Source organism: Amycolatopsis sp. NPDC104819, from assembly GCF_055583145.1.
Map to the genome: position 1 here is coordinate 445509 of NZ_JBVJON010000005.1, position 23169 is coordinate 468677.

Genomic DNA, 23169 nt, shown 5'->3' on the forward strand with positions numbered 1-23169 from the left:
CCGAGGCCGGACAGCGACCGGATCTCCCCCGGTCCGGTAGCCTGATGTCCGTGTTCACGAAGTGAACAGTGATTCCAGACTTCCGGCGGAGGCCCCGTGACCAAACCGACGCGGTCCCCGGACACGCGCGGGGACCAGGCGGACATCCAGGCGGTCAGCCGGGTCAGCCAGATCCTGTCGCTGTTCGACCCGGCGACCCCCGAGGTCACCGCGGCCCAGGTCGCCGAACGGCTCGGCCTCAACCGCACCACGGCGTACCGGTACTGCACATCCCTCGTCGCGGCCGGGCTCCTGGAGCGCAGTGCCGAAGGCGGTTACGTGCCCGGCGGCCTGCTGCTGCAGCTCGGCGCGTTCGCCATCGGGCACCGCCGGGTGGTCAACCTCGCGCCGCGGCACATGCAGGCGCTCTCGCGCGCGACGCAGACCAGCGTCGTGCTCAGCCTCTGGGGCCTCACCGGCCCGGTGGTCTCGCGGGTGGAGGAGAACGCCTCGACCATCGTCATCGTGTCCGTGCGCGTCGGCAGCCACCTGCCGCTGGACACCGCGCAGAGCAAAGTCTTCCTCGCCTACCACGCCGACCAGCTGTCGATGGAACGGCTGATCGGCAACCTGTCCGGCACCGCGCGCGACGAGCTGCGCGCGGACGTCGACCGGGTGCGCGCGGTCGGCCACTGCTCGGCGATGAGCACGCCCGGGATAGTGGCGGTGGCCGCGCCGGTCTTCGACGAGTACGGCATCTGCGCCACGCTGGCCATCGTCGGCCCGGACAACACCCTGTCGATGGCCGACGAGACCCCCGAGCTGCGCGTGGTCGTCAACACCGCGCGCGAGCTCACCGAGGAGCTGGGCGGCCACTACCGCCCGGACGACGTCCAGCGCGCGGTGTAGGGCAGCCAGGCCGGGTTCGGCTGCGGCGGGACGTCCGCGTACTCCCGGGCTCCCGCCAGGGCGCTGCCGACGAAGTCGTCAGGGACTCCGGTGACCCCGTCGACCAGCTCCCGGAGCACGACGGGGCCGCCGATCCACAACGCCGTCACGACTTCGACGGCCCGGGCGCCCGAGGCGAGGAACCGCAGCACGTCGGCCGCGGTGCGCGCGCCGTTGGTGCCGATCACGGGCACGTCGAGCTGCCGGAAAGCCTTGCTCACCCAGTAAAGGCTCATCGGCAGGCACCCGGGTGAGCTCCACGCGCCCCACGAGCCGAGCACCGCGCCGCCGTCGAGGTCGGGCAGGAAACCCGGGTACCGGCCGACCAGCCCGACCGCGTCCGCGCCCGCCGACCGGGCCGCGCGGGCGAGCGCGACGACGTCCGAGGCCTGGCCCGGCAGCTTCACGAACAACGGGACGTCGACCGCCCTCCGCACGGTCCGCACCGCGTCGCGGACACCGTCCACTTCGGTCAGCTGCCGCACCGCGCGCGCCTCACGGCCGTGCGGCGCTCCGACGTTCAGCTCCACCGCCGGGACCACCGAAGCCAGCGCACGCCCGATCCGCGCGGCCGCGGCGGGGTCGCCGAGCGTGATGCTGCCGACCACCGGGCAGCCCCGCGCCGCGCCGTGGGCGACGCCCGCGGCCAGGGTCTCGAGCCAGTCGTCCAGGTCCACCTGCGCGAGCCCGGACCGGTTCAGCAGGCCGTCACCCGGGTACGCCCGGCCCGGTGGCCGCACCTGCCGGTCGCCGGAGACGAACGCGTAGTCCGCGATGTCCAGCTGACGGCGGGCCGCGGCGCTTTCGTTCACCGACTTCGCCACGACGGCACCGGCGCCCGCGTCGACGCAGGCGGCGATGCCGTCGAGGGTCATGGTCAGCTCGGACGAGCCGACCCATACCGGGTTGGCGGCGACCAGCCCACCGAAATCCACTTAGGACAGTGCCGGGATCGTGCTGTCGTCGGCCATGTCGACGTCCTTGGTCTCCGGGCCGAGGAACCCGCCGAGGCTGATCAGCGCGCCGGCCAGGACGATCAGCACGGCCGGGGCGAGGTGCGCCGGCATGACCCCGTCGAACCGCTGCAGGTAGAACTGGTAGAACGCGGGCGCGATGAGCGCGAGGCTGTACCCGACGCCGTACCCGGTCGACCGGATGCCCGCCGGGAACCGCTCGGTCAGGTAAGCCGCGATCGGGCCGAACGTGCCGACGGTGAACACGCCGATCAGGACACCGAAGCCCAGCGCCGCGCCGAAACCGCCGTTCGACGCCATCAGCAGCGTGTAGGAGCCGGCGCCGATCACCAGCACCGCGAGGCCGTAGCCGATGTAGAACCGCCTCCGCCCGATGCGCTGGGAGAGCAGGCCGAACAGCGGGTAGGACAGCGCGGCCGCGGCGTTGATCACGAGCATGGTCAGCGTGACCTCCTTGCTCGACAGCTGCAGGTGCGCCTTCAGCTGCGCGGGGGTCACGGCGGCCTCCATGTTGGTCGCCAGCCACGTGCCGGTCATCAGCACGAACACCTGCGCCAGCGCCCGCGGGTACTTCACCAGCAGCCGGACGAACGGCATCTTGTGCTTCTCGCCGGTCAGCTCGACCGGCGTCTCGTGCACGTTCTTGAGGTAGTAGCGGAACAGCACGGCCGCCAGCGCCGCGCCGACGAAGAACGGGATCCGCCAGCCCCACTGGACGTACGCGCTGTGCAGCCCGGCCGAGGGCAGCAGCTGCAGCATCAGCAGCGTGATCGCGGCGATCACCGCGTACGCGGCGGGCGAGGTCGAGGTGATGATCGACGCGTAGAGCCCGCGCTTGTGCTTCGGGCTCCACTCCATCGCCAGCGGCACCGCGGTCGTGTACTCCCCGCCGAGGAAGATCCCGTCGACGAACCGCAGAGCGATGAGCAGGCCGACCGACCACATCCCGATCGTCTCGTGCCCGGGCAGGCACGCGGTGAGCAGCGTGATCGTGCCGAACCCGCCGACCGCGACCAGCGTCGTGCGCTTGCGCCCGACGGTGTCGGCGAAGTGGCCGAAGATCACCGCGCCGAGCGGGCGGCCGATCAGCGTCGAGGCGAAGACGAGTGACGCCAGCAGGGCCGTCGTGCTCGCGCCGAGGTTCGCCGCCTGGAAGTACGCCGTCGCCGGCGCCAGCACCACGATCGGCAGGTAGATGTCGAACTGGTCCACGAAGTAGGCGAGAGTGCCGCCGCGGACCGCGGCCCGCACCTTCGTGATGTCCGGGCCGTGCGGGGCGCCGGGACGAGCGGCCGTCTCTGCGGCGCTGGGCGGTGTGGACATCGATGTCCTCCGTTTTCGAACCAGATGTTCACGAAGCGAACGTGAGTCACTCTAAATACCGCCAACCGTGAACACAAGAGCGGTCACAGGGTTGACAGCCGGTCTTATAGTGAACTTTGACTTCATAATGCGAACGAAAGGCGACCCATGAGTCCGCGCCCTGCCGTCGCGACCGTCCTGGACGGCCTGGCCGACATGCACGTCCACTCCGGCCCCAGCCCGTTCCCCCGCCGCTTCGACCACGTCGAGGCCGCGCAGGACGGCGCCCGGATCGGGATGCGCGCCATGGTCGCGAAGTCCCACCACCACAACACCCAGATGGACGTGCTCGCGATGAAGGGCCGCCTCGCCGACGTCGCCGCGTCGGTCTACGGCGGGATCGCGCTGAACAGCACGGTCGGCGGGCTCAACGTGCACGCCGTGCGGATGACCCTGCGCATGGGCGGCAAGGTCGTCTGGTTCCCGACCATCTCGTCGGGCCGGCACATCGACTGCCACCCCGAGGACGGCGCGTTCCCGACCACGACCGTGCCGCTGACACTGGAGCGCATCGACATCGTCGACGGCGAAGGCGCCCTCAAGCCCGAGGCGATCGAGATCCTCGACGAGATCAAGGACCAGCAGGCCGTCCTCAACGGCGGGCACATGTACCCGGAGTACATCAGGACGCTGTTCCAGGAGGCGCACGAGCGCGGCCTGAAGCGGATGGTCGTCAGCCACCCGGACTTCGTGATCGGCGCCGACCCGGCCGTGTGCCGGGAGCTGATCGAGCTCGGCGCGTTCATCGAGCACGAGGTCGGCATGTACGACCCCGAGGGCACCCAGAAGTGGGACCCGAAGCAGCTGCTGACCTGGATCGAGACCCTCGGCCCGGAGCACACCGTGCTGGCCTCGGACTTCGGGCAGAAGGCGAACCCGAAGCCGGTGGACGCCTGGATGCGCGTCGGCGAGGCGCTGCTCGACCTCGGCCTGCCGGAGAAGGACCTGCGGCGGATGGTCCGCGACAACCCCGGTTACCTGCTGAACCTCGACGCCTGAAAGGACGCTCCCGTGTACGAAAAGGACGATCCCCGCGCCGGCCTGGCCACCGCGGCCCGGCCCGACAGCGGCGATGCGATCGCGGCCGCGCAGTACCTCGACCTGCACACCAGCCCGGTCGTGCGGGCGCAGAACGTCATCCTGGTCCACACCGAGGCCCGCGCCGGCGCCGACCTGGACAACGGGACCCTGGAAGGCGAGCTGGCGATCGTCGTCACCGACGCCTCGCCCGCGTTCACCGTGCTGACCGACGACGGCGCGACCAAAGTGGACTCCCCCGGGCTGGTGGTCGTCCCGCCGGGTGCGTCGCGGATCAGCGTCCACGGCGACGGGCCGCTGGTCCGGCTCGTCGAGGCGACCGAACCGGCGTGGCGCGACCGCGTGGCGAACGCCGACGCCTACGTCGAGGACCACCCGCGTGTCGCGTTGCTGGAACGCTGGCCCGCGCCCGCTGAGACGCGCGTCCGGTTCTATCCGCTTTCGGAGGTCTCGGACGACCCGAAGCGGTTCGGGCGCATCTTCCGGACGCGGTCGTTCATGGTGAACTTCCTGCCGGTCCAGCACGGCCCGCGTGACGCACGGAAGCTCTCGCCGCACGACCACGCCGACTTCGAGCAGCTTTCCCTTGCGGTGCAGGGGGAATACGTCCACCATATCCGGACGCCCTGGCTGCCCGACAGCACCACCTGGCGCGAGGACGAGCACGTGCGGATCGGCAGCCCGTCGGTGACGGTCATCCCGCCGCCGACCGTGCACACGTCCGAAGCGAGCGACCCGGGCGTCAACCAGCTGATCGACATCTTCAGCCCGCCGCGGATGGACTTCTCGGAGAAACCGGGCTGGGTGCTCAACGCCGACGACTACCCGATGCCGTGAGCGGGCGCACCGGCGGCGGGCTGTTCACCCGCTCGCACACTCCCTTGGGCACGTGGCTGAAGATCGCGTCCGGTGAGCCCGCCGAGATCATGGCGTTCGCCGGGTTCGACTTCGTGGTGGTCGACCTCGAGCACGCGCCGCTCGACCTGCAGACGGCGTACCGGCTGATCAACACCGCGGCCGCGCTCGGCATGACGCCGATCGTGCGGGTGCCGGACAAGACGCCGTCGACGATCCAGAAGATCCTCGACGCGGGCGCCATGGGCATCCTGGTTCCGCACGTCGACACCGTCGAGGAGGCGGCCGCGGTCGGGCGCGCGTGCCGGTTCCCGCCGCACGGCGTCCGCGGCGCCGGCGGCACCAGCCGCGCCGGGTCTTGGGGCCTGAAGCCGAACGCCGAGTACCTGGCGACGGGCAACAACGACGTGCTCTGCATTCCCCAGCTGGAGAGCGTCGAGGCGATCAAGGCCGCCCCCGAGATGCTGGCACTGGACACAGTGGACGCGGTCTTCGTCGGCGCGGCGGACCTCTCGATGTCGATGGGGTCGACGCCCGCGTCGCCGGACGTGCTCGACCTGGTCGCGTCGGCGATCTCGGCCGCCCACGCGGCGGGCAAGCGGTGCGGGCTCGCGTTCGGCGGGGTGCCGGAGAAGGCCGCGCAGGCCGTGCGGGACGGCTGCGACTTCGTCCTGCTCAGCAACGACACGACGATGCTGGCCGAAGCGGCCCGCGGGCTGGTGACGGCGTTCCGGGCAGCGACCGGATGACACTCACCCTGCCGCGCACGGCGTTGTCGATCGCCGAGCTGGACAACCTGGACCACGACGGCGTCGTGCGGTTCGTGCGCGCGCTCGAGGAGTACGGCCACCGGATGGTCTGGATCCCCGAGGTGGCCGGGCGCGAGGCGTTCACGACGGCATCGCTGGTGCTGAGCTCGACGTCGCGGCTGGTCGTCGGCAACGGCGTCGCGCGGGCTCTGGAACGGGTGCCGAAGTCGGCGGCGTCGGCCGCGCGCGGCTTGGCCGAGGGGTATCCCGGCCGGTACGTGCTGGGGCTCGGGGTCAGCGGAGCGGTCCGTGAACGCGGGGTCGGACCGCTGCCGTTCCTGCGCGAATACCTCGACGGCGTCGACAAGGTCGCGACCGGCGTGCCGCGGGTGCTCGGCGCGTATTCGGCGGGGATCACGCGGCTGGCGGCGGAGCGCGCCGACGGGCTGATCACGTTCCTCGTCACACCCGAGCACACCCGCTGGGCGCGCGAGACGATCGGGGACCTCTTCCTGTCCGTCGTCCAGTGGGCGGTGGTCGGGCGGTCGCGCGCCGCGGCCCGGGACGTCGCGCGGGAGCGGCTCGCCTACTACCTGACGCTCCCCCACCAGATCGCGAAGCTGACGCGGCTCGGCTTCACCGAAGCCGACCTCGCGCCGCCGGGGTCCGACCGCCTGCTCGACGCGCTCGTCGCCTACGGCACCCCGGCCGAGGTGCGCGAAGCCGTGCGGGCCCAGTACGACGCGGGCGCCACGCAGGTGGCGTTGAGCCTGGTCGGCCCGCTGGACGAAGCGAAGCTGGACGCCTACCGGGCGCTCGTTGAAGAGGAGGACTGATGCGCACGGCCGAAAATGTCATCATCACCACCGCGATCACGGGCTCGGTGAACATCCCGTCGCAGAGCCCGTACCTGCCGTTGTCCGCCGACGAAGTCGCCGACGCGGCGCTGGAAGCCGTCGAGGCCGGGTCCGCCGTGATCCACCTGCACGCGAGGGAGCCGGACGGGCGGCCCACGCCCGACCCCGAGGTCTTCGAGAAGATCGTCGGGCGGATCACCGCGGAGACCGACGCGGTCATCAACATCACCACCGGCGGCGCGTCGTCGATGACGATGGACGAACGGCTCGCGGCCGCGTACCGGTTGAAGCCCGAAGTGGCGTCGATGAACATGGGGTCGATGAACTTCGTCTACTCGGGCATCGCCGACAAGGTGACGGAGTGGAAGCACGATTGGGAGAAGCCGTACGTGCTGAACACCTACTCCCACCCGTTCGTGAACACCTTTGACAAGATCGAGCACACCCTGCGTGCGCTCGGTGAGTCCGGGACCCGGTTCGAGTACGAGTGTTACGACATCGGGCACCTGTACTCGCTGGCCCACTTCGCCGAGCGCGGGCTGGCCAAGCCGCCGCTGCTGATCCAGGGCGTGTTCGGTGTCCTGGGCGGCATCGGCGCCGACCACGCGAACCTGGAGCACATGGTGCGGATCGCCGACAAGCTCTTCGGGGACAACTACTACTTCTCGGCCTTCGCGGCCGGGCGCGACCAGCTGAGCTTCGGCACGCACAGCGCGTGGCTCGGCGGGCACGTGCGGGTCGGGCTGGAGGACAGCCTCTGGATCGGCAAGGGGCGGCTGGCCTCGAGCAATGCCCAGCAGGTCCGGAAGATCCGGGCGGTCGTCGAAGATCTCGGGAAGCCGATCGCCACCCCGGCCGACGCGCGCGCGATGCTCGCCCTGCGCGGTGTGGCATGAGCTTGCTGACGGGAAAGGTGATTCTGGTCGTCGGGGCCAGTTCGGGCATCGGCGCGGACGCGGCCCGGGTGTTCGCTTCGGACGGTGCGTCGGTGATGCTGGTGGCCCGGAACGAAGAGCCGTTGGCCAAGCTCGCCGCGGAGCTGTCCGACTTCGACGTGGCCTACACGACCGGCGATATCACGTCGGCGTCCGATGTGGACGCGTTCGTGGCGGCGACGGTGACGCGCTTCGGCCGCCTCGACGGCGCGTTCAACAACGCGGCGATGGGTGGCAGCGGCCGGCTCGACTCGGTTTCGGAGGCGGATTTCGACCGGATCATGGCGGTGAACGTCAAGGGCACGTGGCTGTGCCTGCGCGCGGAGGTCCGCGCGATGACGGGGGCCGGCTCGATCGTGAACGTGAGCAGCATCGGCGGCCTGCGCGGCAGCTCCGGAATGGGCGCGTACCAGGCGACGAAGCACGCGGTGATCGGCCTGACCCGCACCGCCGCCCACGACTTCGGCCCCCGGGGGATCCGGGTCAACGTGATCGCCCCCGGCCCGACGGAGACGCCGATGCTGGACGAGCTCCGCCGTACGATCCCGGGCGGGGTGGAGGCCCGGATCGCCGCAACGCCGTTGCGAAAGGCGGGAACGGGCCAGGAAGTCGGCTCGACGGCGGCGTTTCTGTTGAGCGACCGGGCAAGCCACTTGAGCGGCGTGGTCCTCCCGGTGGACGGCGGCTTCACGGCGTAGCGCTGGTTCCTTCCGGGCGGCGGGATCTCTCGACCCGCCGCCCGGCTACTCGTCACCGGGCACCGGCGTGACCTGAATCCGGAACCTCGGCCTCCTCCGAAACCCGCTGACTCGCAAAGGGTTCAGATACAGATCCGAACGAGCTCGTGCGATCAAGGCGAACTCGCGAAGGTACGGCCACACCGGCGTTCCCTCCTGCTGCGAGTCACGGAGAGCGAGAAACCCGGTTTTCTCTGCCGCATCGACGACTCAACGAGGACAGCGCATGGTTGGCCGACCGGAAGTCTTCGGCGGACAAAGCGTCAGGTGACCCACTGGTCTCGCGCATCTGAAAGACCACCCGCCGGCCGTGCTGGTTCTCCGGCACCAGCTGCCGCTCGTGTGCGTCGAGGAGGAGATCCCTGCGGGAGGTGCGCCGGTTGTAGACGAACACGAACGTGCTGACCAGCACCGTGATGAACGATACGACGACAGCCATGTCCGGAGGATGCCCGACAACCGCCGCCGCGACAACAACCGGCCGCCTCACCCGAAGGTCACGCCAGGTCGGGGATCAGCTCGCCGACCAGGCGGATGCTCTGCAGGACCTGCTCGTGCGGGATGCCGCCGATCTGCTGGAGGCACATCATCCGGTCGATGCCCAGGTCGGCGTACGCGCGCAGCTTCTTGCGGCACGTCTCCGGGCTGCCGACGATCAGGGAGTCCTGCGCGCTCAGCACCTCGAAGACCTCGTCGTCGGCCACCTGCTCGCCCTGGAGGATGCGGGCGATCAGGAGGTTCGCCTCCGACGGCGCGTTTTCCGCTTCACCGCGGAGGAAGTCGCCCGTCAGGCCCGGGGACTTCACCAGCTCCTCGTTGCGGGCGTTGGCGCGCACGAACTCCGTGGCCGCTTCGAAGAACGTCAGGGCCGTCACCGTGTACCAGGCCGCGGCCGCCGCCGCGCCGTTGCGCATCGCCTCCTCGTCGGTGTCCGCGCAGTGGACGAACGTGAAGAACCCGACCTGGTTGTTGACAAACGCCCCGACCGGCGACGTGCACTGCGAGGCAGCCGCGCGGTAGAGGCCGATCAGGCGGCCCGCTCGTTCCAGGGATTCCCACATCGTCGTGCCCAGCACCCCGACCCCGCGCCGGCCGGCCTCCTCGAACGACGCCGGGCTCGCCGCCGCCTGCCAGAGCGGCGGGTGCGGGCGCTGCATCGGCTTCGGGCCGATCGAGACGCCGTCGACCGGGTACGCGCCGCCGGTGTGGGAGAACCGTTCGGACGTCCACATCTTCGGCACCATCTCGAACGCCTGCTGCGTCTCGGCGCGCGCGTCGTCCGGGGTGATGCCGAACAGGCGCCACTCCGGGATGGTCGACCGCGTCAGCCCCAGCTCCACCCGGCCGCCGCTGAGGTGGTCGAGCGTCGCCGCCCGCTCGGCGACGCGGATCGGGTGGTTGAACCGCCCCGGCGCGAGCACGGCGGAGTGCCCCAGCCGGATCCGGCTCGTGCGCTGGGAAAGCGCCGCCAGCATGAGCTCGGGCGCCGAGGAGAGGCTGAACTCCCCCGCGCCGTGGTGCTCGACCTGCCACCAGCAGCCGTAGCCCAGCTCGTCGGCGAGGACGGCCTGCTCGATCGCCTGGCGGAACCTCAGCTGCTCGTGCCCCTCGGTCCACGGGCGCGGGTTCTGGATCTCGTTGAACAGGTCGATCTTCATGCACGGCCTCCGCGTCGTCGGGGTCACCGAGAAGTCAGTCCCCGAGAGCGACTGCACCGTTACGGGTAGTCACTCGGAAGGAGCAGTTCCCCCGACGAGCAGAGCCGATCGGTCAGCCGGGCCCGAGGTCGGCCGACAGCCAGTGTTCCGGGCGCATGAAGACGGCCGCGTGCTCGCCGAGCTCCGTGCGCTCGAACTCGACGAAGCCGTCGACCTTCTCCGGGGGCAGGTAGCGCGCCGCCATCTCGCGGGCGCGGCCCGGGTCGTCCGGCTCGGTCGCCGTCACCGGTCCCTCCACCGAGACGTACCGGACCGTCGGCTCGGTGCGCTGCACCAGCAGGCTGAACCGGCCGGCGGCCTCGATCGCCCGGGTCTTCCGCGCGTCCGGGGCCGTGCGGATCCACAGGTCGCCCCCCGGCGTGTACTGGTACCAGATCGGCACCGTGAGCGGCGCGCGATCGGGCCGCTCCACGACCGAGAGCGCGCCGACGTGGGGCAACGCCAGGAATTCTTCGCGTTCTTCCTTGGACAGCACCATGCGCCCGAAGCTACCCGGGGGGTCCGACAAAAACGCGCTGAGATCCAGGTCACGTCCGGCGCGCTCGCCGCGCCGCGGCGCCGGGTGACTGCCATCCTGTGCCGTCAGGAAGGCACCCGGAGGAGGACACCCGTGGGAATCATCGGCTGGATCGTGCTCGGCCTCATCGCCGGCATCATCGCGAAGGTCCTCATGCCCGGCAAGGACCCCGGCGGCTGCATCATCACGATGCTGCTCGGCGTCGCGGGCGCGTTCGTCGGCGGCTGGATCGGCAAGACGCTGTTCCACACCCAGCTCGGCACGTTCTTCGACCTGCGCACGTGGGGCCTGGCGGTGCTGGGCGCGCTGGTCATCCTGCTCGCCTACCGCCTGCTCTTCGGCGGCCGCAGCCGCCGCGACTGACGGCGGGCCGCCGGGGAACTCCCCGGCGGCCGGCCGTGCTCAGTTGAGGCTGACGCCGTACGCGCTCAACGCCTCGCCCACCGGCTGGAAGTAGGACGAGCTGCCGCCCTTGCCCGAGGTGATGCCGAGCCCGACGCTGCCGGCGAACAGGCAGCCGCCCGAGTCGCCCGGGTTGACCAGCGCGTTGGTCTGGATCAGCTGGTACACCGAGCCTTCCGCGTAGTTGACCGTCACGTTCGTGCGCTGCACCGAGCCCGACGTCAGGTGCGTGGTGCTGCCGCTCTTGCTGATCCGCTGCCCGACGGTCGCCTTGCCGGCGGAGCTGATCCGCTGCGTGGAGCCGTTCCACAGGGTGACCGCGCCCGGCGCGCTGCCGGTGGTGTTGCGGATCAAGCCGTAGTCGTTGGTCGGGAAGCTCGCACCCTGCGACGGGCCGACGTTCCACTGCGACACCGCGCGGGTGCAGTGGCCGGCGTCGATGAGGTAGTTCTGGCCGCCGCGGTTGGTGTTGAAGCCGGCCGAGCAGCGGGTGCCGCCGCCGGTGATGGCTTCGCCGTTGTAGATCGCGGTGTGCATCTCGCCGGCGACGCGCTCCACGCGGACGCGGTCGCCGAGCGTCCCGGCCACCCGCAGCAGGGCCTCGGTGCCCTTGGCCGCGTCGGCGACGGTGAGCACGACCTGGTTGGTCTTCGGGTCGAGGCCGACCGAGGTGTGCGCCACCGCGGGCAGCGCCTGCAGCGCGTCCTGCGCGCTCGCCAGCGCGGCGCTGGAGTGCTTGACCAGCTTCGCCTGCGCGCCGGCCGCGGTGACCCGGTCGGCGGCCGCCTGGTCGAGGACGTTCACCACCGGTTTGGCGGCGGCGTCGAGGTAGCCGTCGGCGGCGCGGGCGCCGAGCGACGCCGTCGTCTTCTGCAGGGTCTCGACGCTCGCCGACTGCGTGCGCAGCAAGGCGACCGCGGCGGACTCGCTGATGCCGGCCTCGGCGGCCAGCGACGCGACCGCCTCGCTCTGCACGGTCGGCGAGTAGCCGTCGAGGGTGGTGGCGGTGGCCGGGGCGGCGAAGCCGATGACCGCGGCGGCGGCCACCAGGGTGGTGGCGGAGCGGGCGAACAGGTGGTGTCCCGGGGACGTTCTGCGCATGCCGGTAACTCACTTTCGCGGGAAGACCGGCGCGAGGGGTGGCCACGCCGGCCACGGTGGGGGAAGCCGGCCACGAGGGCCGGCGCCGGTGGTCCGGTGCGGTCGAGGGTGATCGGCGGCCGGGACCGGCGGTACCGACTTTCGTCGGACAGGACAAAAGATAGGTACCGGGCAAAACGGCCACAGCGGCTTCGCGCACAGTAACCGGACAGCGAGCAGACGGGCCGCACGCCAGCGGAGATGTTGTTGTGCAGGGCCGTTTTAGCTGAGGTGAACAGGAATTCGGCTGTTCGCGTGAACGTGTTAATCGCTTCGCCCGGTTAAGCTGGACACTGGTGTGACCGTCGGTTCGGAGAAGATTCGCGCATGGAAGACCAGCGGCAGGTGCTCGTCCGGGCGGAATCCCGGCGCGTCGAGGTGTCCGATCTCGACGGCGCCCACGAGACGCTTTCCTACCCTGGTGTCACTCTGACCCGCGTCAGCGCCGGCTCCCCGCACGACGAGGTCTGGCTGCCGATGGGTGACCTGCCGTCCGAGGTCGACGACGAAGCCCTCATCGCCGCCCTGCGCGAAGCCTTTCTCTGGCGGACCGAGCTCAACCGCTGACCGGCCCGGATCGCTGCACAACCGCTCACGCGCCTGACCAGGCTCGGCCCGGTCACGGAGTGCTCGTCGCCTAGCCGCGCCCGCCGTGGATAAACCTCGCCGTCCTGGGTAGACGTCCCTCGAAGGAGGGTGCTGCGTGCGGGTCAGCTGGAGCATGACGGGACAGCCGGGGTGGCAGGTGCTGGACGTGGCCGGGAGCGGCTGCCCCGGCCTGGCGGCCGCCCGCCGGTGGGCCGAGCAGGTGCTGGCCACGCTCGCCGAACGACACCTGATCGACGCGCTCATCGTGGTCGGCGAGCTGCTCGAGAACGCCCACGTGCACGCCGGCGGACCCGGCCAGCTGCGGATCCACCGCACGCCGGACCCCTGCGAGGTGACCGTGGCCGTCACCGACACCGGGCGGGGCGAGCCCCGGCTGCGGGTGCCCGACCGCGGTGGCGGCCGGGGCCTGCTGCTCGTCGACCAGCTGTGCCTGGCCTGGGGTGTCAGCCGTCACGACGACGGAAAACTCGTGTGGGCCCGGCTCGACTGTGACGAGGCGTGACCACCGGAACGATGCGTGACCGATGCGGTCCACTTCGGACCAATTTTCGTCCCTTATGGACGAAGACCGGCCGGGTCCGGATAGGACGATCCTCTGTGGAACACCGGAAAAGCGTTACGGAAACACAGAAATGTCCGGCGTGGATTGCCGACTACCGGCGTGGCGCGCCGGGCGGCACCTGCCGGGGCCGCGCGACGGGCGGCCGGGCCTGCCGCCGGGCCGGGGGCTGGTGCTGCGGCGCCCGGTCTCGCTCTCGCGCCGGGGGCCGCGGCGCGCGGTCCCGCACCGGGCGCCGCGGCGGTTCCGGAGCCGGGGGCGGCGGGGCCGCCGAGGGCCGGTTGGCCCAGGAGTCGAAGAGCACGATCAGCGCCGCGAACACGGCGCAGCCCAGCCCCAGCATCAGGTTGACGAGCGCGCCGAGGATCCCGGCGACGAACAGCACCGGCAGCACCGCCATCAGGCAGAACGGGTCGATCCGGCCGAACTTCGGGCGCTTCCCGCCCGCGGCCGGGCTCACACCCGCCCCCACGCGCGACTGGCTGTTCTTCGGGCCATTGTCGCAGTATGCAAGACTCGGCCGGGCCCGGCCAGTGGCGTGGGCCACCTCCGCCGAACCGGACGGAAGTTCCCGAACCGGACAGCGCGGCTCGCGGCCGGACATCTCGGCCCGGCTTGGTCACGGAGCCGGTCGAGCCGATCACGCTGACGGCATCACGACGCGCGCAGGGCCGACTCGACCTCGGCTTCGCTCAACCGGCGCGGGCTCACGTAGTACAGCACCGCGCCGGCCGGGAGGTCCCGGTCCCAGGCGGGGTTCACCACGAGGTCGCCGGCCGACCGGGCGGCCAGGATGGTGGCGCCGAACGTCCGGCCCAGCGCGAGCCGGCAGCGCTCGGCGGGCAGCCGTCCCAGCGACTCCGGCAGGGTCACCGAGTATGTCCCCGCGCCGCCCGTGGTCATCAGCTCGGCGTAGACGTCGGTGATCCCGGGCGAGGTGAGCTCCTCGGTGACCATCCGGGGCGTGTGCCACTGGACGCACCTGATCCGCGGGTTCACGTACCGGACCAGCTCGGACTTCTCCATGTCCCGCAGCGCGACCACCACGTGCGCCGACGGGCTCGCGTGGTCGACCGTGACCGCGACGGCCAGCGCTTCGTTGTCGTCCGCCATGTCGACCAGGACGGCCGCGGCCCGGGGCACGGCCGCCCGCTCCAGCACACCGGCCGCCGTCGGCTCACCGCGGACGAAGTCCACCGGCTGCGCCGGCATCGGGTGGACCGCGACCTCCTCGCCCGCGCAGACCACCAGCCCCGCCACGCCGTCGGCCAGCAGCTGGGCGACGATCCGCTCGGTCCGCCCGGCCGTGTAGCCGATCAGCACCGTGTGCCCGGTGGCGCGCACCGGCTCGGTCCCCTGCATCCGCCGTCCCTTCGCCTGCTCGAGCTTCGCGGCGAGCTTGGTGAACACCGTGGTGAGGGTGGCGATCCCGCCGATGATCACGTACGCGCCGACGAAGTGGCCGGCCGTGCTCTCGGGCGAGTAGTCGCCGTACCCGACGGTGGCCGCCGTGACCACGAAGTACCACCAGTAGTTGCCGGCCCGGACCAGGTCGCTGCCCGCCGGTTCGGCGAGCACCATCAGCGGCCAGCTGGTGGCGAACACGAACACGACGACGAGCACCGGCAGCGTCCAGCCGCGGTTCGCCAGCCAGCGCGAGAACAAGCGGGAGAGGAAGAACGGCACCGCTCCTCCTCACCGGACCGACCGCGAATTCCCGCCAGCCGATCACACCGGCGGGCGGGGAAACAACGGCGGTTACCGGAATGAGTCCTCTTGAGACAGTCCGGTTATCCGGGACGGCCGGTCCAGTGGACGACGTCGGGGTACTCGAGGAACTTCCGCAGGTGCTGGTCTTCCGTGCGGCCATGCAGCGGGAACTGCAGGCTCGAGCCGTCCGGCCACGTCAGGGTCCGCTTGCGCAGGCTGAGCTGCGGCGCCGCCGCCCCGCGTGCCTCCCAGACGACCTTCGGCTCGGGCGCGTCGGCGAGGTCGGTGGACGTCGACCCGGTGTCCACCACCGCGAGGCTCGACGGCGAGCACACCAGCCACGGCCCGTCCAGCCGCCGGAACCGGTCGGCCAGGTCGAGCACCAGCGCGTCCGCCGGGCCCGAAACCCGGACCTCCCGCTGGAACGGCCGCCCCGGGGCGCCGCCGTTCGCCAGGGCGAAGACGGCGAACACCGCCGTGCCGATGCCGCGCAGGATGTTCCAGAAGAACCGCCGGACGAGCCGCTTGCCCTGCACCGTGCCGTCCAGGCGACGGCCGGGGACGGCGAAGCCCAGGTCGGTGTCGCCGAGGCGCAGCACGATGACCGGCTCCTGCCACCGCGCGCGCATCAGCTCCTCGACGCGCTCCCGGAACCCGGGCCGGACCCGGGCCTCGGCCGACCAGCGTTCGACCTGGTCCTGGAGCCGCGCGGCCCGGGCGTCTAGATGTCGAGGTCCTTCCGCGTCTCCTCCGGGCTCCGGTCCCCGCCGATCTCGCTCTTGTCGAACCACGGTTCGTCTCCTTCGGGCGTGACGGCGTCCTTGCCTTCGGCGAAGGCGCCCTTCGCGGCCCCGATGCCCGCCTTGACACCCGCTCCGGCGAGCAGCGGCCCGGCGCCCGCGCTGGTGCCGAGCATCGTGGTGAGCACCCGGTTGCTCGGCTGCCAGCCCTCGGCGACCTTGCCGAAGCCGAACTTGGTCTGACCGGGCATCACGCCGACACGCAGCTTGGTGGTGAACTCGACGAGCTTCGTCGAGTACTTCTCCAGGAACTTGATGAAGGTCTCGAGCAGCTTGCCGAACTTGCCCAGGTAGCCGGTGACCTTCTTCAGGACCGTCGCGGCCTTGGCGATGGACGCGGTCATCGCGGCGGCGACCGAGCTGCCGAAGCTGATCACCGACGCGGCCAGCGCGGGCAGCCAGAGCGTGATCAGCCAGGACACGAGCTCGGTGATGATGCCCTTGATCACCTCTTCGATGACCACCATGACCATCGACCACATCTGCAGCACCTCGGCCACCGAACCGGCGGCCGAGCCGACCCCGCGGATGCCCGAGGAGAAGTCGCCGAGCGCTTCCTTCGCGGCGTTGCCGGCGTCGTCGACCCACTCGGCCAGCGCCGTGTCACCGGTCTTCTCGAAGTCCTCGGCGAGGGCGACAAACCCCTGGGCGATCGTCACGAAGTTCTCCGACGCGTGCCCGATCGCCGGGCCGTCGCCGGTGACCTGGTGCAGCGCGTCCTGCAGCGGCTGGACCAGCTCGAGCAGCATGTTCAGCCCGTGGCTGACCAGCCAGCCGATCGGGTCCATGGCGAAGGTGACCATGTCGCCCGCGGCGGCCCCGACGAACTTCGCGCCGTCGCCGACCAGCGCGCCCCCCGCGGAGGCCAGCTCCCCGAAGTTGCCCGCCTGCGCGGCCTGCTGGGCGTGCTCGCCGATCGACTTGCCCGCCTTGTAGGCGGTGCCCGCCACCGGCACGTAGCCGGCCGCGCGGTCGAGGTTCGCGCCGGTGCTCTCGTCGTAGGCCTGGACGTCCAGCGCGTCGGCGATGCTCTTCTTCGGCTCGGTCATTCGCCCTTCCCCACCGCGTCGATCTCCGCCTCGTAGCGGCCGAAGGTGACCTTGCCGGCGTCTTCGGTGCCCTGGTACATCTCCGCGGCCTTGGTCAGCTTCGCGGTGAACCCGTCCACGCCGTCCTTCAGGTCGGTGAGCAGGGAGCGCAGTTCGGTCAGCCGGTCGGTGTAGCCCTGCTTGGCGTACAGGCCGATGAGGCCCCAGGCCTCGTTCGTCACGTCGGCGGCGTCGATCTTGGCCCCGAACTTGTCCGCTTCGCCTTCGTAGAAGGGGAGCTGGCGGGCGTAGGCGGAGATCGCGCCGATGTTCGTCTGAATTCCGTCTGGCATCGCGTTTTCCTAGGATCGGCGGAGGATGGGGCCCTGGTCGTCGAAGTAGTCGTCGTCGCCGGCCGGGCGACGGCGGGCGGGCCGCGCCGGGTGCGGCGGCTGCGGTTCCGACGCGGGTTCGGCCGCCACGGTTCCGAACGCTTCGGTCTGGGCCTGGCGCACCTGCTCGGAGACGTTCACGCCGAGCGTGTCGCCGAAGGTGTCGTCCACGATCCCGGCCTGCTGCCGGACGGCGCCGGCCACCGCGGCGCGGATGGTGCTCATGATCGTGGCGGCCAGCTGACCGGCCTCGACGCGCATGGCGCCCGCGGTGAGCCGGACGTCGGTGATCGTGCCGCCGGCGCCCGCGGCCACCGTGACGGTGCCGTCCGGCGAGGTGACGGTGGTCTCGACCCGGGCGATCCGCTCCTGCATGTCGCCGACGTCGGCGAAGCGGGCCTCGGCCTGCTGCACCTTGGCCCGGAAGTGCTCGAACTGGGCGATCAGCTCGTCCATCTGGGCGGACATCGTGTCTCCTTGCGTGGGTGCGGGGGCGGACAGTGGCCGAATTCTGACAGATTCGTGCGTGCGGGGATCGGTTTTCCGCAGATCCCGCACCGACCGGGGGTTTCAGACGTTGATCAGCTCGACGCTCACCGTCAGCGTGCCCCCGATTTCCAGGCCCTCGGCCTGCCGGACGGCCCGCTTGACGGGCAGCACGTAACCGCCGCGGCCGCTGTCCGGGAAGATCGACGTCCGCCAGGTCGTCGCCCCGACCCGGACCCGGACGCGCACCGCGCCGAAGCCCCGCCGGGGGCCGGCGGCGAACTCACGGATCTCCTCCGACGCGGCCACGGGCAGGCTGACGAAGGTCCAGCTCTCGGTGCGCCGGGCGTCCCACTCCCAGAGCTCGGCGTCGAAGACGAAGTTCACCTGGCCAGTGTCACACGCGGCACCGACACTAAACCGGATCACCGCGGCGCGCGTGCACCTGCGTCAGCACCCTCGGATTCGAAAGGCACGACCATCAGCAGCACCTTCACCGCCGACCCGGACGCGATCGGGAAGCTCGGCGCGCTGGCCGGGCGGGCCGGCGCCGCGGCCGGGCTCTACCGCGCCGCGGCCACCGACGGCCCGAACGAATGGGGTGAGGGGCTGCTGGGCAAGCTGGCCGCGCCGCTCGACCGGTGGCAGGAGCTCGCCGTGGCCAACGGCGGCAAGGCCGAGTCGCTCGCGCACGCCTACGACACCGCGCTCGTCGCCGTGGCCAAGCTGTACCGGGAGACCGACCACGAAGCCGCCGCGAAGGCCGACGCGTCCTATCCGGACGCGCTGTCCGAGCGGGTCGCGCCCGGCGACGTCGCCTCGCCGGAAACCGCGGCGGCCTTCACCGACTTCGAGAACGCCTCCCGCAACCCGCGGCACCCCGAGCTCGAGTACACCGGCCCGGACAACCCGGGCGAAGACGCGTTCGGCGGCTGGAACATCGAGCTGCAGCGCATCGCCGACCGGATCGCCGGCGGGGCGTCGATCTCCGGGGCGGCGCGGGGCCTGCTGACGAAGCTGGTCGGGATCGACCTGCTGACCGTCGTCGAGAAGCTGGTGGCCGGCGACTGGGACGCGCTGCTGCGGCAGGGCATGGTGTTCGAGGACACCGGGATCGCGTTCGGCAAGATCAAGCAGAACGTCGACCGCGGCCGGTTCGGCATCCAGGAACGCTGGACCGGGCACGCCGGTGAGGCCGCGCGCGCCTGGCTGACCGACTACTCGTACGCCTGCGCGGAACACGCGAAGTTCTGCACCGAAGCCGGCTGGAAGATCAAGAACTTCGCCCGCGCCGCCTACGACGCGATGCAGGCGCTCGACATCGCGCTCGAAGGGCTCCTCGACGCCCTGCTCGGCAAGGTCCTCAAGCTCGGCAAGGCCCTGGAGCTGTTCCTGCTGGGCATCGCCGGTCTCGGCGACGGCGAGTCGGTCCGGCAGGCGATTGCGGGGGTGCTGACCGAGGTGACCCCGCTGCGCACGGCCATCGACACGCTGAACACGCTGGCGCACACGATCGCGTCGATCTCCGAGCTGGTGGCGGGGAACGGCGAGATCGCCGCCAAGGCCTGGCCCGGCGAACCCTACAGGCACCCGGGGACCTGACGTGGAGAGCTCACCGTGGCGCACCGAGCAGGGCCGGCGCGCGAGGCACAACCAGATGGTGCTGCTGGCCCGCGGCGAAGGCGACCTGGCCGACTTCGCCCGCGACGTCCTGGCGGGCCGGGCGAAGCCGGAAGACCTGCTGTACCGCTCGTACCTGAGTGACGAGACGCTCGAAGCGGCGCACGCGGGCATCGCCGAGTGGCACGCCCTGCCCGAGGCGGACCGGCAGGCGGCCCTCGACGGCGCGGCGGCCCGGACCCGGGACGAGATCGCGGCGCTCGCGGCCCTTCCGGATGCGGAGCCGGGCCCGAAGCCCGGACCGGACGACGATGACGACCACGACTACGGCGCGGAGTTCCTGAACTCGTTGCGGTGAAGCAGTTCTTTCTCGCTGGGTAGCCGATCCGGCACTCAGCGTGGTCCTTGACGCGCGCGCACGCGCCTCCTAGGTTGTCGGGACATAGGACGTCGGACATCCCATGTCCTAGCTCCCCATCCCCTCAGCGAGGAGGCGGCGCCGGTGGCACCGACACGCAGGTTCGGCACGATTCTGCTGGCAGCGGCCGTGGTCTGGCTGCCCCTCACTCCGGCGGCCACGGCCGCGCCGGCCCACGGCTGCACGTCTTCCGTGCCGTTCACCTCCGGCACCGAGGGGTACGACACGTTCCGCATCCCGGCCGTGGTGCGCGCGGCGAACGGCGCGCTGGTGGCATTCGCGGAGGGCCGGCGCGACTCGGCGGGCGACTCGGGCGCCATCCAGACGGTCTCGCGCAGCTCCCGCGACGGCGGCTGCACCTGGGGCGCCCTGTCCGTGGTCACCAGCAACGGCGACGCGACCGCGGGCAACCCGACCCCGGTGCTCGCGCGCAACGGCGACCTGGTGCTGCTGACCGTCCACAACGGACTCGTCTCGGAGAAGCAGATCATGTCCGGCGAGGCGTCCGAGCAGGACACCCGCCGCGTGTTCGTCCAGCGCAGCAGGGACAACGGCCGCACCTGGACCGCCGCGCGCGACATCACCGCGGACACGAAGCTGCCGGGCTGGCGGTGGTACGCCACCGGTCCCGGGCACGCGACACTGCTGCGCCACGGCCCGCACGCGGGCCGGATCGTGGTGCCCGCCAACCACTCCAGCGCACCGCCGGCCGGCTCGGCCGACGTCGGCACCGAGGCGAAGTACTACGGCGGCCACGGCCTCTACAGCGACGACGACGGCCGCACCTGGCACATCGGCTTCACCGACGACCGCACCGACGGCGTCGTCGCGGCGAACGAGACGACGGCGACCGAGCTGCCCGACGGCACGCTCTACTTCTCCAGCCGCAACCAGGGTTCCGCGCCCGAGCACCGCGTCGACGGCTACAGCGTCGACGGCGGCAAGACCCTCGTGCGGCCGTACCGGGCGCAGCCGTCGGTGTCCGGGACGAAGGTCGAGGGCAGTGTGCTCCAGACGACCCTGCCGTGGCTGGTGCTGTACTCCGGCCCGGCCGACCCCGCGACGCGCTCGGTGATGCAGCTGCGGCTGAGCACCGACCGCGGGCACACCTGGCACGCGGGCCGCACGCTGACCACCGGCCCGGCGGCGTACTCCGACCTCGTCCAGGCCGACCCGCTCACGGTCGGGCTGCTGTACGAGACGGGCACGGCGGGGCCGTACGAAACCATCGTGTTCCAGCGGCTCCCGCTGACCCGGCTCGGCGGGTAGCGCACCCCCTTGACAAGCAACCGCGTCACCCTGTCTGCTTACTCCTGCGCAATCCAGCGCAGTAACGAGCAACTTCTCGCACTTACTGGAGGCTCGGGTGCAGCGACGCACACTGGTGTTCGGGACCATCGGCCTGCTGCTCGCCGGCGCGACACCGGCCGCCGCGGCCCAGCAGGCGTCGCTGACCGTGCCTCGCAGCGGCGACGCCCCCGGCTACCAGCTGCGCGTCGACACGCACCGCCTCGGGATCAGCGTGTCCCGGGGCGGTGAGCAGCTCCTGCGCACGGCTCCCGACGCCTTCACCTTCGCCGGCGGGGTCGCCACTCGGGTGCGGTCGGTCGAGAAGCACGGTGACACGCTCGTCGCGGTGGCCGACAGCACCGCCGGCAAGGCCGTGACCTTGCGGTTGACGCCGAAAGCGGACCGCTTCGAGCTCAGCTGGTCGGTCGGCGGCGAGGCGGCGGGAGACCGGGCGACCCACTTCGACCTGGCGACGTCCGGGCACTGGTACGGCGGCGGTGAGACCAGCGAAGGCAAACCCCAGCCGTACCCGCTCTCCGCCGGCGTCGTCGACGAACCCGAGTTCTCCCCCGCCAGCTACATGATGCAGGAGCCGTACTTCTCGACGTCGAAGTCGGTCGGTCTCTTCGTGCGCACCGCGCAGCCGATGAAGGTCGCGCTCGCGAACGGGCGTGCCGACCTCACCGTCACCGGCTCGGCCGAGTACTCCAGCACGATCTTCGTCGAATCGAGCCGGCGCGCGGTCTACGACGACTACCTCGGCGAGGTCGGCAAGCCCGCCAAGAGCGACGCCTCCGACGCCGAATACACCAGTCCACTGTGGAACTCGTGGGCGCAGTACTACCGCAACATCGACCAGGACAAGGTCCTCGCCTGGGCGCGCGACCTGACGGCCGCGGGGGTCGCCGGGCACACCGTGCAGCTCGACGACAAGTGGGAGTCGAACTACGGCAACCTGACCTTCGACCCGAAGACGTTCCCCGCGCCCAAGAAGCTCGTCGACGACGTGCACGCGCTGGGCCAGAAGTTCGGGCTGTGGACGACGTTCTGGATCAACCTCGACTCGGCCAACTACGCCTACGCCCGCGACCACGGTTACCTGCTGCGCGCCAAGGGAACCAGCGAACCGTGCACCGTCAAGTGGTGGAACGGCACCGCGGGCATCATCGACCTCGGCAACCCGCAGGCGCGCGACTGGTACACCGGCAACCTGCGCACGCTCATGGCCGGCTACGGCGTCGACGGCTTCAAGTTCGACACCCGCTTCTTCGACGACAGCTGCGCCACCTCGGGCGGGCTGACCCCGCAGGACTACCAGCGGCTCGGCGCGGACATGACCGACAGTTTCGACCAGCAGGGCGCCGGCATCCGCACGCACTGGGGCACCCAGCGCTACGGCTTCGTGATCCGGGCCGTCGACGCCGACACGACGTGGGACGGCCTGCGCACGTCCGTCCGCCGGGCCTCGGTCATCTCCACCGACGGGTACCCGTTTGTCGAGACGGACATGATCGGCGGCTCCAACAGCGAACCGCCGCCCTCGCCCGAGGTGCTCGTGCGCTGGGCGCAGGCGGCGTCGCTGATGCCGCTGATGTACGCCTCGACGTCGCCGGTGACGACCGTCGACACCACCACCGGCCAGACGGTGACCTACCCGGCCGGCACCGCCGAGCGGTACGCGGGCGCCGTGCGGACCCACGCGAAGCTGGCCGAGTACCTGAAGACCCAGGTGAAGCAGGCGGTCGCGGACGGGACGCCGATCATGCGGCCGGTGTTCTTCGACTTCCCGCGGGACCACCGCTTCGACACGATCGACGACGAGTGGCTGCTCGGCCCGGCGCTGCTGGCCGCCCCGGTGCTCGCCGCGGGCACCACCCGCGACGTCGTCCTGCCCGCCGGCCTGTGGTTCGACCCGAACACCAAGCGGGTCGAGCTCGGCGGACGCACTCTGCGCAACTACCCCGCGCCGCTCGACGTCACGCCGATGTTCGTCCGCCTCGGCGCGCCGGGGTCGGCCGGGCTGGTCGCGGCCCTCTCGCGATGACC

The 23169-nt window shown here is 71.3% G+C and carries 27 protein-coding genes; 14 read left to right on the top strand and 13 right to left on the bottom strand.

The window, feature by feature from the left end; all coding sequences use genetic code 11:
- The first annotated feature begins 96 nt into the window (after nucleotides 1-96).
- Complete coding sequence (locus tag ACZ63E_RS18165) at nucleotides 97-888, top strand: IclR family transcriptional regulator (RefSeq protein ID WP_465337175.1); 792 nt, start codon at nucleotides 97-99, stop codon at nucleotides 886-888.
- On the opposite strand, the gene ACZ63E_RS18170 is transcribed toward ACZ63E_RS18165, so the two are convergent.
- On the bottom strand, nucleotides 855-1862 hold the full coding sequence (locus ACZ63E_RS18170; protein ID WP_465337177.1) for a dihydroorotate dehydrogenase: 1008 nt from the start codon (nucleotides 1860-1862) through the stop codon (nucleotides 855-857). The genes ACZ63E_RS18165 and ACZ63E_RS18170 overlap by 34 nt on opposite strands.
- Entirely contained in the window at nucleotides 1863-3224 is a 1362-nt protein-coding gene (locus ACZ63E_RS18175) for an MFS transporter (RefSeq protein ID WP_465337178.1), read from the bottom strand.
- A gap of 147 nt (nucleotides 3225-3371) precedes the next feature.
- Between ACZ63E_RS18175 and ACZ63E_RS18180 the strand changes: the two genes are divergently transcribed.
- Genes ACZ63E_RS18180 through ACZ63E_RS18205 form a run of 6 tightly spaced genes read left to right on the top strand, consistent with a single transcriptional unit; the run spans nucleotide 3372 to nucleotide 8395 of the window.
- A complete protein-coding gene (locus tag ACZ63E_RS18180; protein ID WP_465337179.1) occupies nucleotides 3372-4262 on the top strand; it encodes a DUF6282 family protein in 891 nt (296 codons plus the stop codon).
- A 12-nt stretch (nucleotides 4263-4274) separates the two neighbouring features.
- A complete protein-coding gene (locus tag ACZ63E_RS18185) occupies nucleotides 4275-5138 on the top strand; it encodes a cupin domain-containing protein (RefSeq protein ID WP_465337181.1) in 864 nt (287 codons plus the stop codon).
- Complete coding sequence (locus ACZ63E_RS18190) at nucleotides 5135-5905, top strand: HpcH/HpaI aldolase family protein (protein WP_465337182.1); 771 nt, start codon at nucleotides 5135-5137, stop codon at nucleotides 5903-5905. Before ACZ63E_RS18185 ends, ACZ63E_RS18190 begins: the two co-directional genes overlap by 4 nt.
- The gene (locus ACZ63E_RS18195) at nucleotides 5902-6741 is read left to right on the top strand and encodes an LLM class flavin-dependent oxidoreductase (protein ID WP_465337184.1); all 840 of its coding nucleotides are present in this window, start codon (nucleotides 5902-5904) and stop codon (nucleotides 6739-6741) included. The genes ACZ63E_RS18190 and ACZ63E_RS18195 overlap by 4 nt, the downstream gene beginning before the upstream one ends.
- A complete protein-coding gene (gene kce, locus ACZ63E_RS18200; protein ID WP_465337186.1) occupies nucleotides 6741-7658 on the top strand; it encodes a 3,5-dioxohexanoate:acetyl-CoA acetone transferase in 918 nt (305 codons plus the stop codon). Before ACZ63E_RS18195 ends, kce begins: the two co-directional genes overlap by 1 nt.
- Nucleotides 7655-8395, top strand: a complete 741-nt coding sequence (locus ACZ63E_RS18205; RefSeq protein WP_465337188.1) for an SDR family NAD(P)-dependent oxidoreductase — start codon at nucleotides 7655-7657, stop codon at nucleotides 8393-8395. The genes kce and ACZ63E_RS18205 overlap by 4 nt, the downstream gene beginning before the upstream one ends.
- Before the next feature lie 205 nt (nucleotides 8396-8600).
- On the opposite strand, the gene ACZ63E_RS18210 is transcribed toward ACZ63E_RS18205, so the two are convergent.
- From ACZ63E_RS18210 to ACZ63E_RS18220, 3 genes are all read right to left on the bottom strand, one after another.
- Nucleotides 8601-8873: a hypothetical protein gene (locus ACZ63E_RS18210; RefSeq protein WP_465337190.1), complete on the bottom strand. Its 273-nt coding sequence runs from the start codon at nucleotides 8871-8873 to the stop codon at nucleotides 8601-8603.
- 58 nt (nucleotides 8874-8931) lie between these two features.
- Complete coding sequence (locus ACZ63E_RS18215; protein WP_465337192.1) at nucleotides 8932-10092, bottom strand: LLM class flavin-dependent oxidoreductase; 1161 nt, start codon at nucleotides 10090-10092, stop codon at nucleotides 8932-8934.
- 112 nt (nucleotides 10093-10204) lie between these two features.
- Nucleotides 10205-10630 (bottom strand): pyridoxamine 5'-phosphate oxidase family protein, encoded by a 426-nt coding sequence (locus tag ACZ63E_RS18220; RefSeq protein WP_465337194.1) that lies wholly within the window; start codon nucleotides 10628-10630, stop codon nucleotides 10205-10207.
- Between the two features lie 132 nt (nucleotides 10631-10762).
- Between ACZ63E_RS18220 and ACZ63E_RS18225 the strand changes: the two genes are divergently transcribed.
- Nucleotides 10763-11032, top strand: a complete 270-nt coding sequence (locus tag ACZ63E_RS18225) for a GlsB/YeaQ/YmgE family stress response membrane protein (protein WP_465305836.1) — start codon at nucleotides 10763-10765, stop codon at nucleotides 11030-11032.
- Between the two features lie 39 nt (nucleotides 11033-11071).
- Here ACZ63E_RS18225 and ACZ63E_RS18230 read toward each other — a convergent pair whose 3' ends face one another.
- The gene (locus ACZ63E_RS18230; RefSeq protein WP_465337196.1) at nucleotides 11072-12172 is read right to left on the bottom strand and encodes a S1 family peptidase; all 1101 of its coding nucleotides are present in this window, start codon (nucleotides 12170-12172) and stop codon (nucleotides 11072-11074) included.
- 366 nt (nucleotides 12173-12538) lie between these two features.
- Between ACZ63E_RS18230 and ACZ63E_RS18235 the strand changes: the two genes are divergently transcribed.
- The gene (locus ACZ63E_RS18235; protein ID WP_465305840.1) at nucleotides 12539-12778 is read left to right on the top strand and encodes a hypothetical protein; all 240 of its coding nucleotides are present in this window, start codon (nucleotides 12539-12541) and stop codon (nucleotides 12776-12778) included.
- 136 nt (nucleotides 12779-12914) lie between these two features.
- Nucleotides 12915-13322: an ATP-binding protein gene (locus ACZ63E_RS18240; protein WP_465337198.1), complete on the top strand. Its 408-nt coding sequence runs from the start codon at nucleotides 12915-12917 to the stop codon at nucleotides 13320-13322.
- Nucleotides 13323-13473: 151 nt separating this feature from the next.
- Here the strand turns inward: ACZ63E_RS18240 and ACZ63E_RS18245 are convergent, their stop codons facing one another.
- From ACZ63E_RS18245 to ACZ63E_RS18275, 7 genes are all read right to left on the bottom strand, one after another.
- A complete protein-coding gene (locus tag ACZ63E_RS18245; protein WP_465337200.1) occupies nucleotides 13474-13851 on the bottom strand; it encodes a hypothetical protein in 378 nt (125 codons plus the stop codon).
- 182 nt (nucleotides 13852-14033) lie between these two features.
- A complete protein-coding gene (locus ACZ63E_RS18250; RefSeq protein ID WP_465337202.1) occupies nucleotides 14034-15065 on the bottom strand; it encodes an ion channel in 1032 nt (343 codons plus the stop codon).
- Nucleotides 15066-15169: 104 nt separating this feature from the next.
- Nucleotides 15170-15718, bottom strand: a complete 549-nt coding sequence (locus ACZ63E_RS18255; protein WP_465337204.1) for a hypothetical protein — start codon at nucleotides 15716-15718, stop codon at nucleotides 15170-15172.
- A 92-nt stretch (nucleotides 15719-15810) separates the two neighbouring features.
- Nucleotides 15811-16938 (bottom strand): hypothetical protein, encoded by a 1128-nt coding sequence (locus tag ACZ63E_RS18260; RefSeq protein WP_465337206.1) that lies wholly within the window; start codon nucleotides 16936-16938, stop codon nucleotides 15811-15813.
- The gene (locus ACZ63E_RS18265) at nucleotides 16935-17270 is read right to left on the bottom strand and encodes a hypothetical protein (protein WP_465305850.1); all 336 of its coding nucleotides are present in this window, start codon (nucleotides 17268-17270) and stop codon (nucleotides 16935-16937) included. Before ACZ63E_RS18265 ends, ACZ63E_RS18260 begins: the two co-directional genes overlap by 4 nt.
- 9 nt (nucleotides 17271-17279) lie before the next feature.
- Complete coding sequence (locus ACZ63E_RS18270) at nucleotides 17280-17777, bottom strand: YbaB/EbfC family nucleoid-associated protein (protein WP_465337208.1); 498 nt, start codon at nucleotides 17775-17777, stop codon at nucleotides 17280-17282.
- A 102-nt stretch (nucleotides 17778-17879) separates the two neighbouring features.
- The gene (locus ACZ63E_RS18275) at nucleotides 17880-18182 is read right to left on the bottom strand and encodes a DUF1905 domain-containing protein (protein ID WP_465305854.1); all 303 of its coding nucleotides are present in this window, start codon (nucleotides 18180-18182) and stop codon (nucleotides 17880-17882) included.
- Between the two features lie 270 nt (nucleotides 18183-18452).
- Here ACZ63E_RS18275 and ACZ63E_RS18280 point away from each other — a divergent pair, with 270 nt between their 5' ends.
- The 4 genes from ACZ63E_RS18280 to ACZ63E_RS18295 all read left to right on the top strand — a co-directional run bounded on the left by ACZ63E_RS18280 (nucleotide 18453) and on the right by ACZ63E_RS18295 (nucleotide 23167).
- Complete coding sequence (locus tag ACZ63E_RS18280; RefSeq protein ID WP_465337210.1) at nucleotides 18453-19397, top strand: hypothetical protein; 945 nt, start codon at nucleotides 18453-18455, stop codon at nucleotides 19395-19397.
- A 1-nt stretch (nucleotide 19398) separates the two neighbouring features.
- Nucleotides 19399-19773, top strand: a complete 375-nt coding sequence (locus ACZ63E_RS18285; RefSeq protein ID WP_465337212.1) for a hypothetical protein — start codon at nucleotides 19399-19401, stop codon at nucleotides 19771-19773.
- Between the two features lie 144 nt (nucleotides 19774-19917).
- Nucleotides 19918-21102 carry a sialidase family protein gene (locus ACZ63E_RS18290; protein WP_465337213.1) on the top strand — a complete coding sequence of 395 codons (1185 nt, stop codon included), beginning with the start codon at nucleotides 19918-19920 and terminating at the stop codon, nucleotides 21100-21102.
- 97 nt (nucleotides 21103-21199) lie between these two features.
- Complete coding sequence (locus tag ACZ63E_RS18295) at nucleotides 21200-23167, top strand: glycoside hydrolase family 31 protein (protein WP_465337215.1); 1968 nt, start codon at nucleotides 21200-21202, stop codon at nucleotides 23165-23167.
- Nucleotides 23168-23169 lie beyond the last annotated feature (2 nt).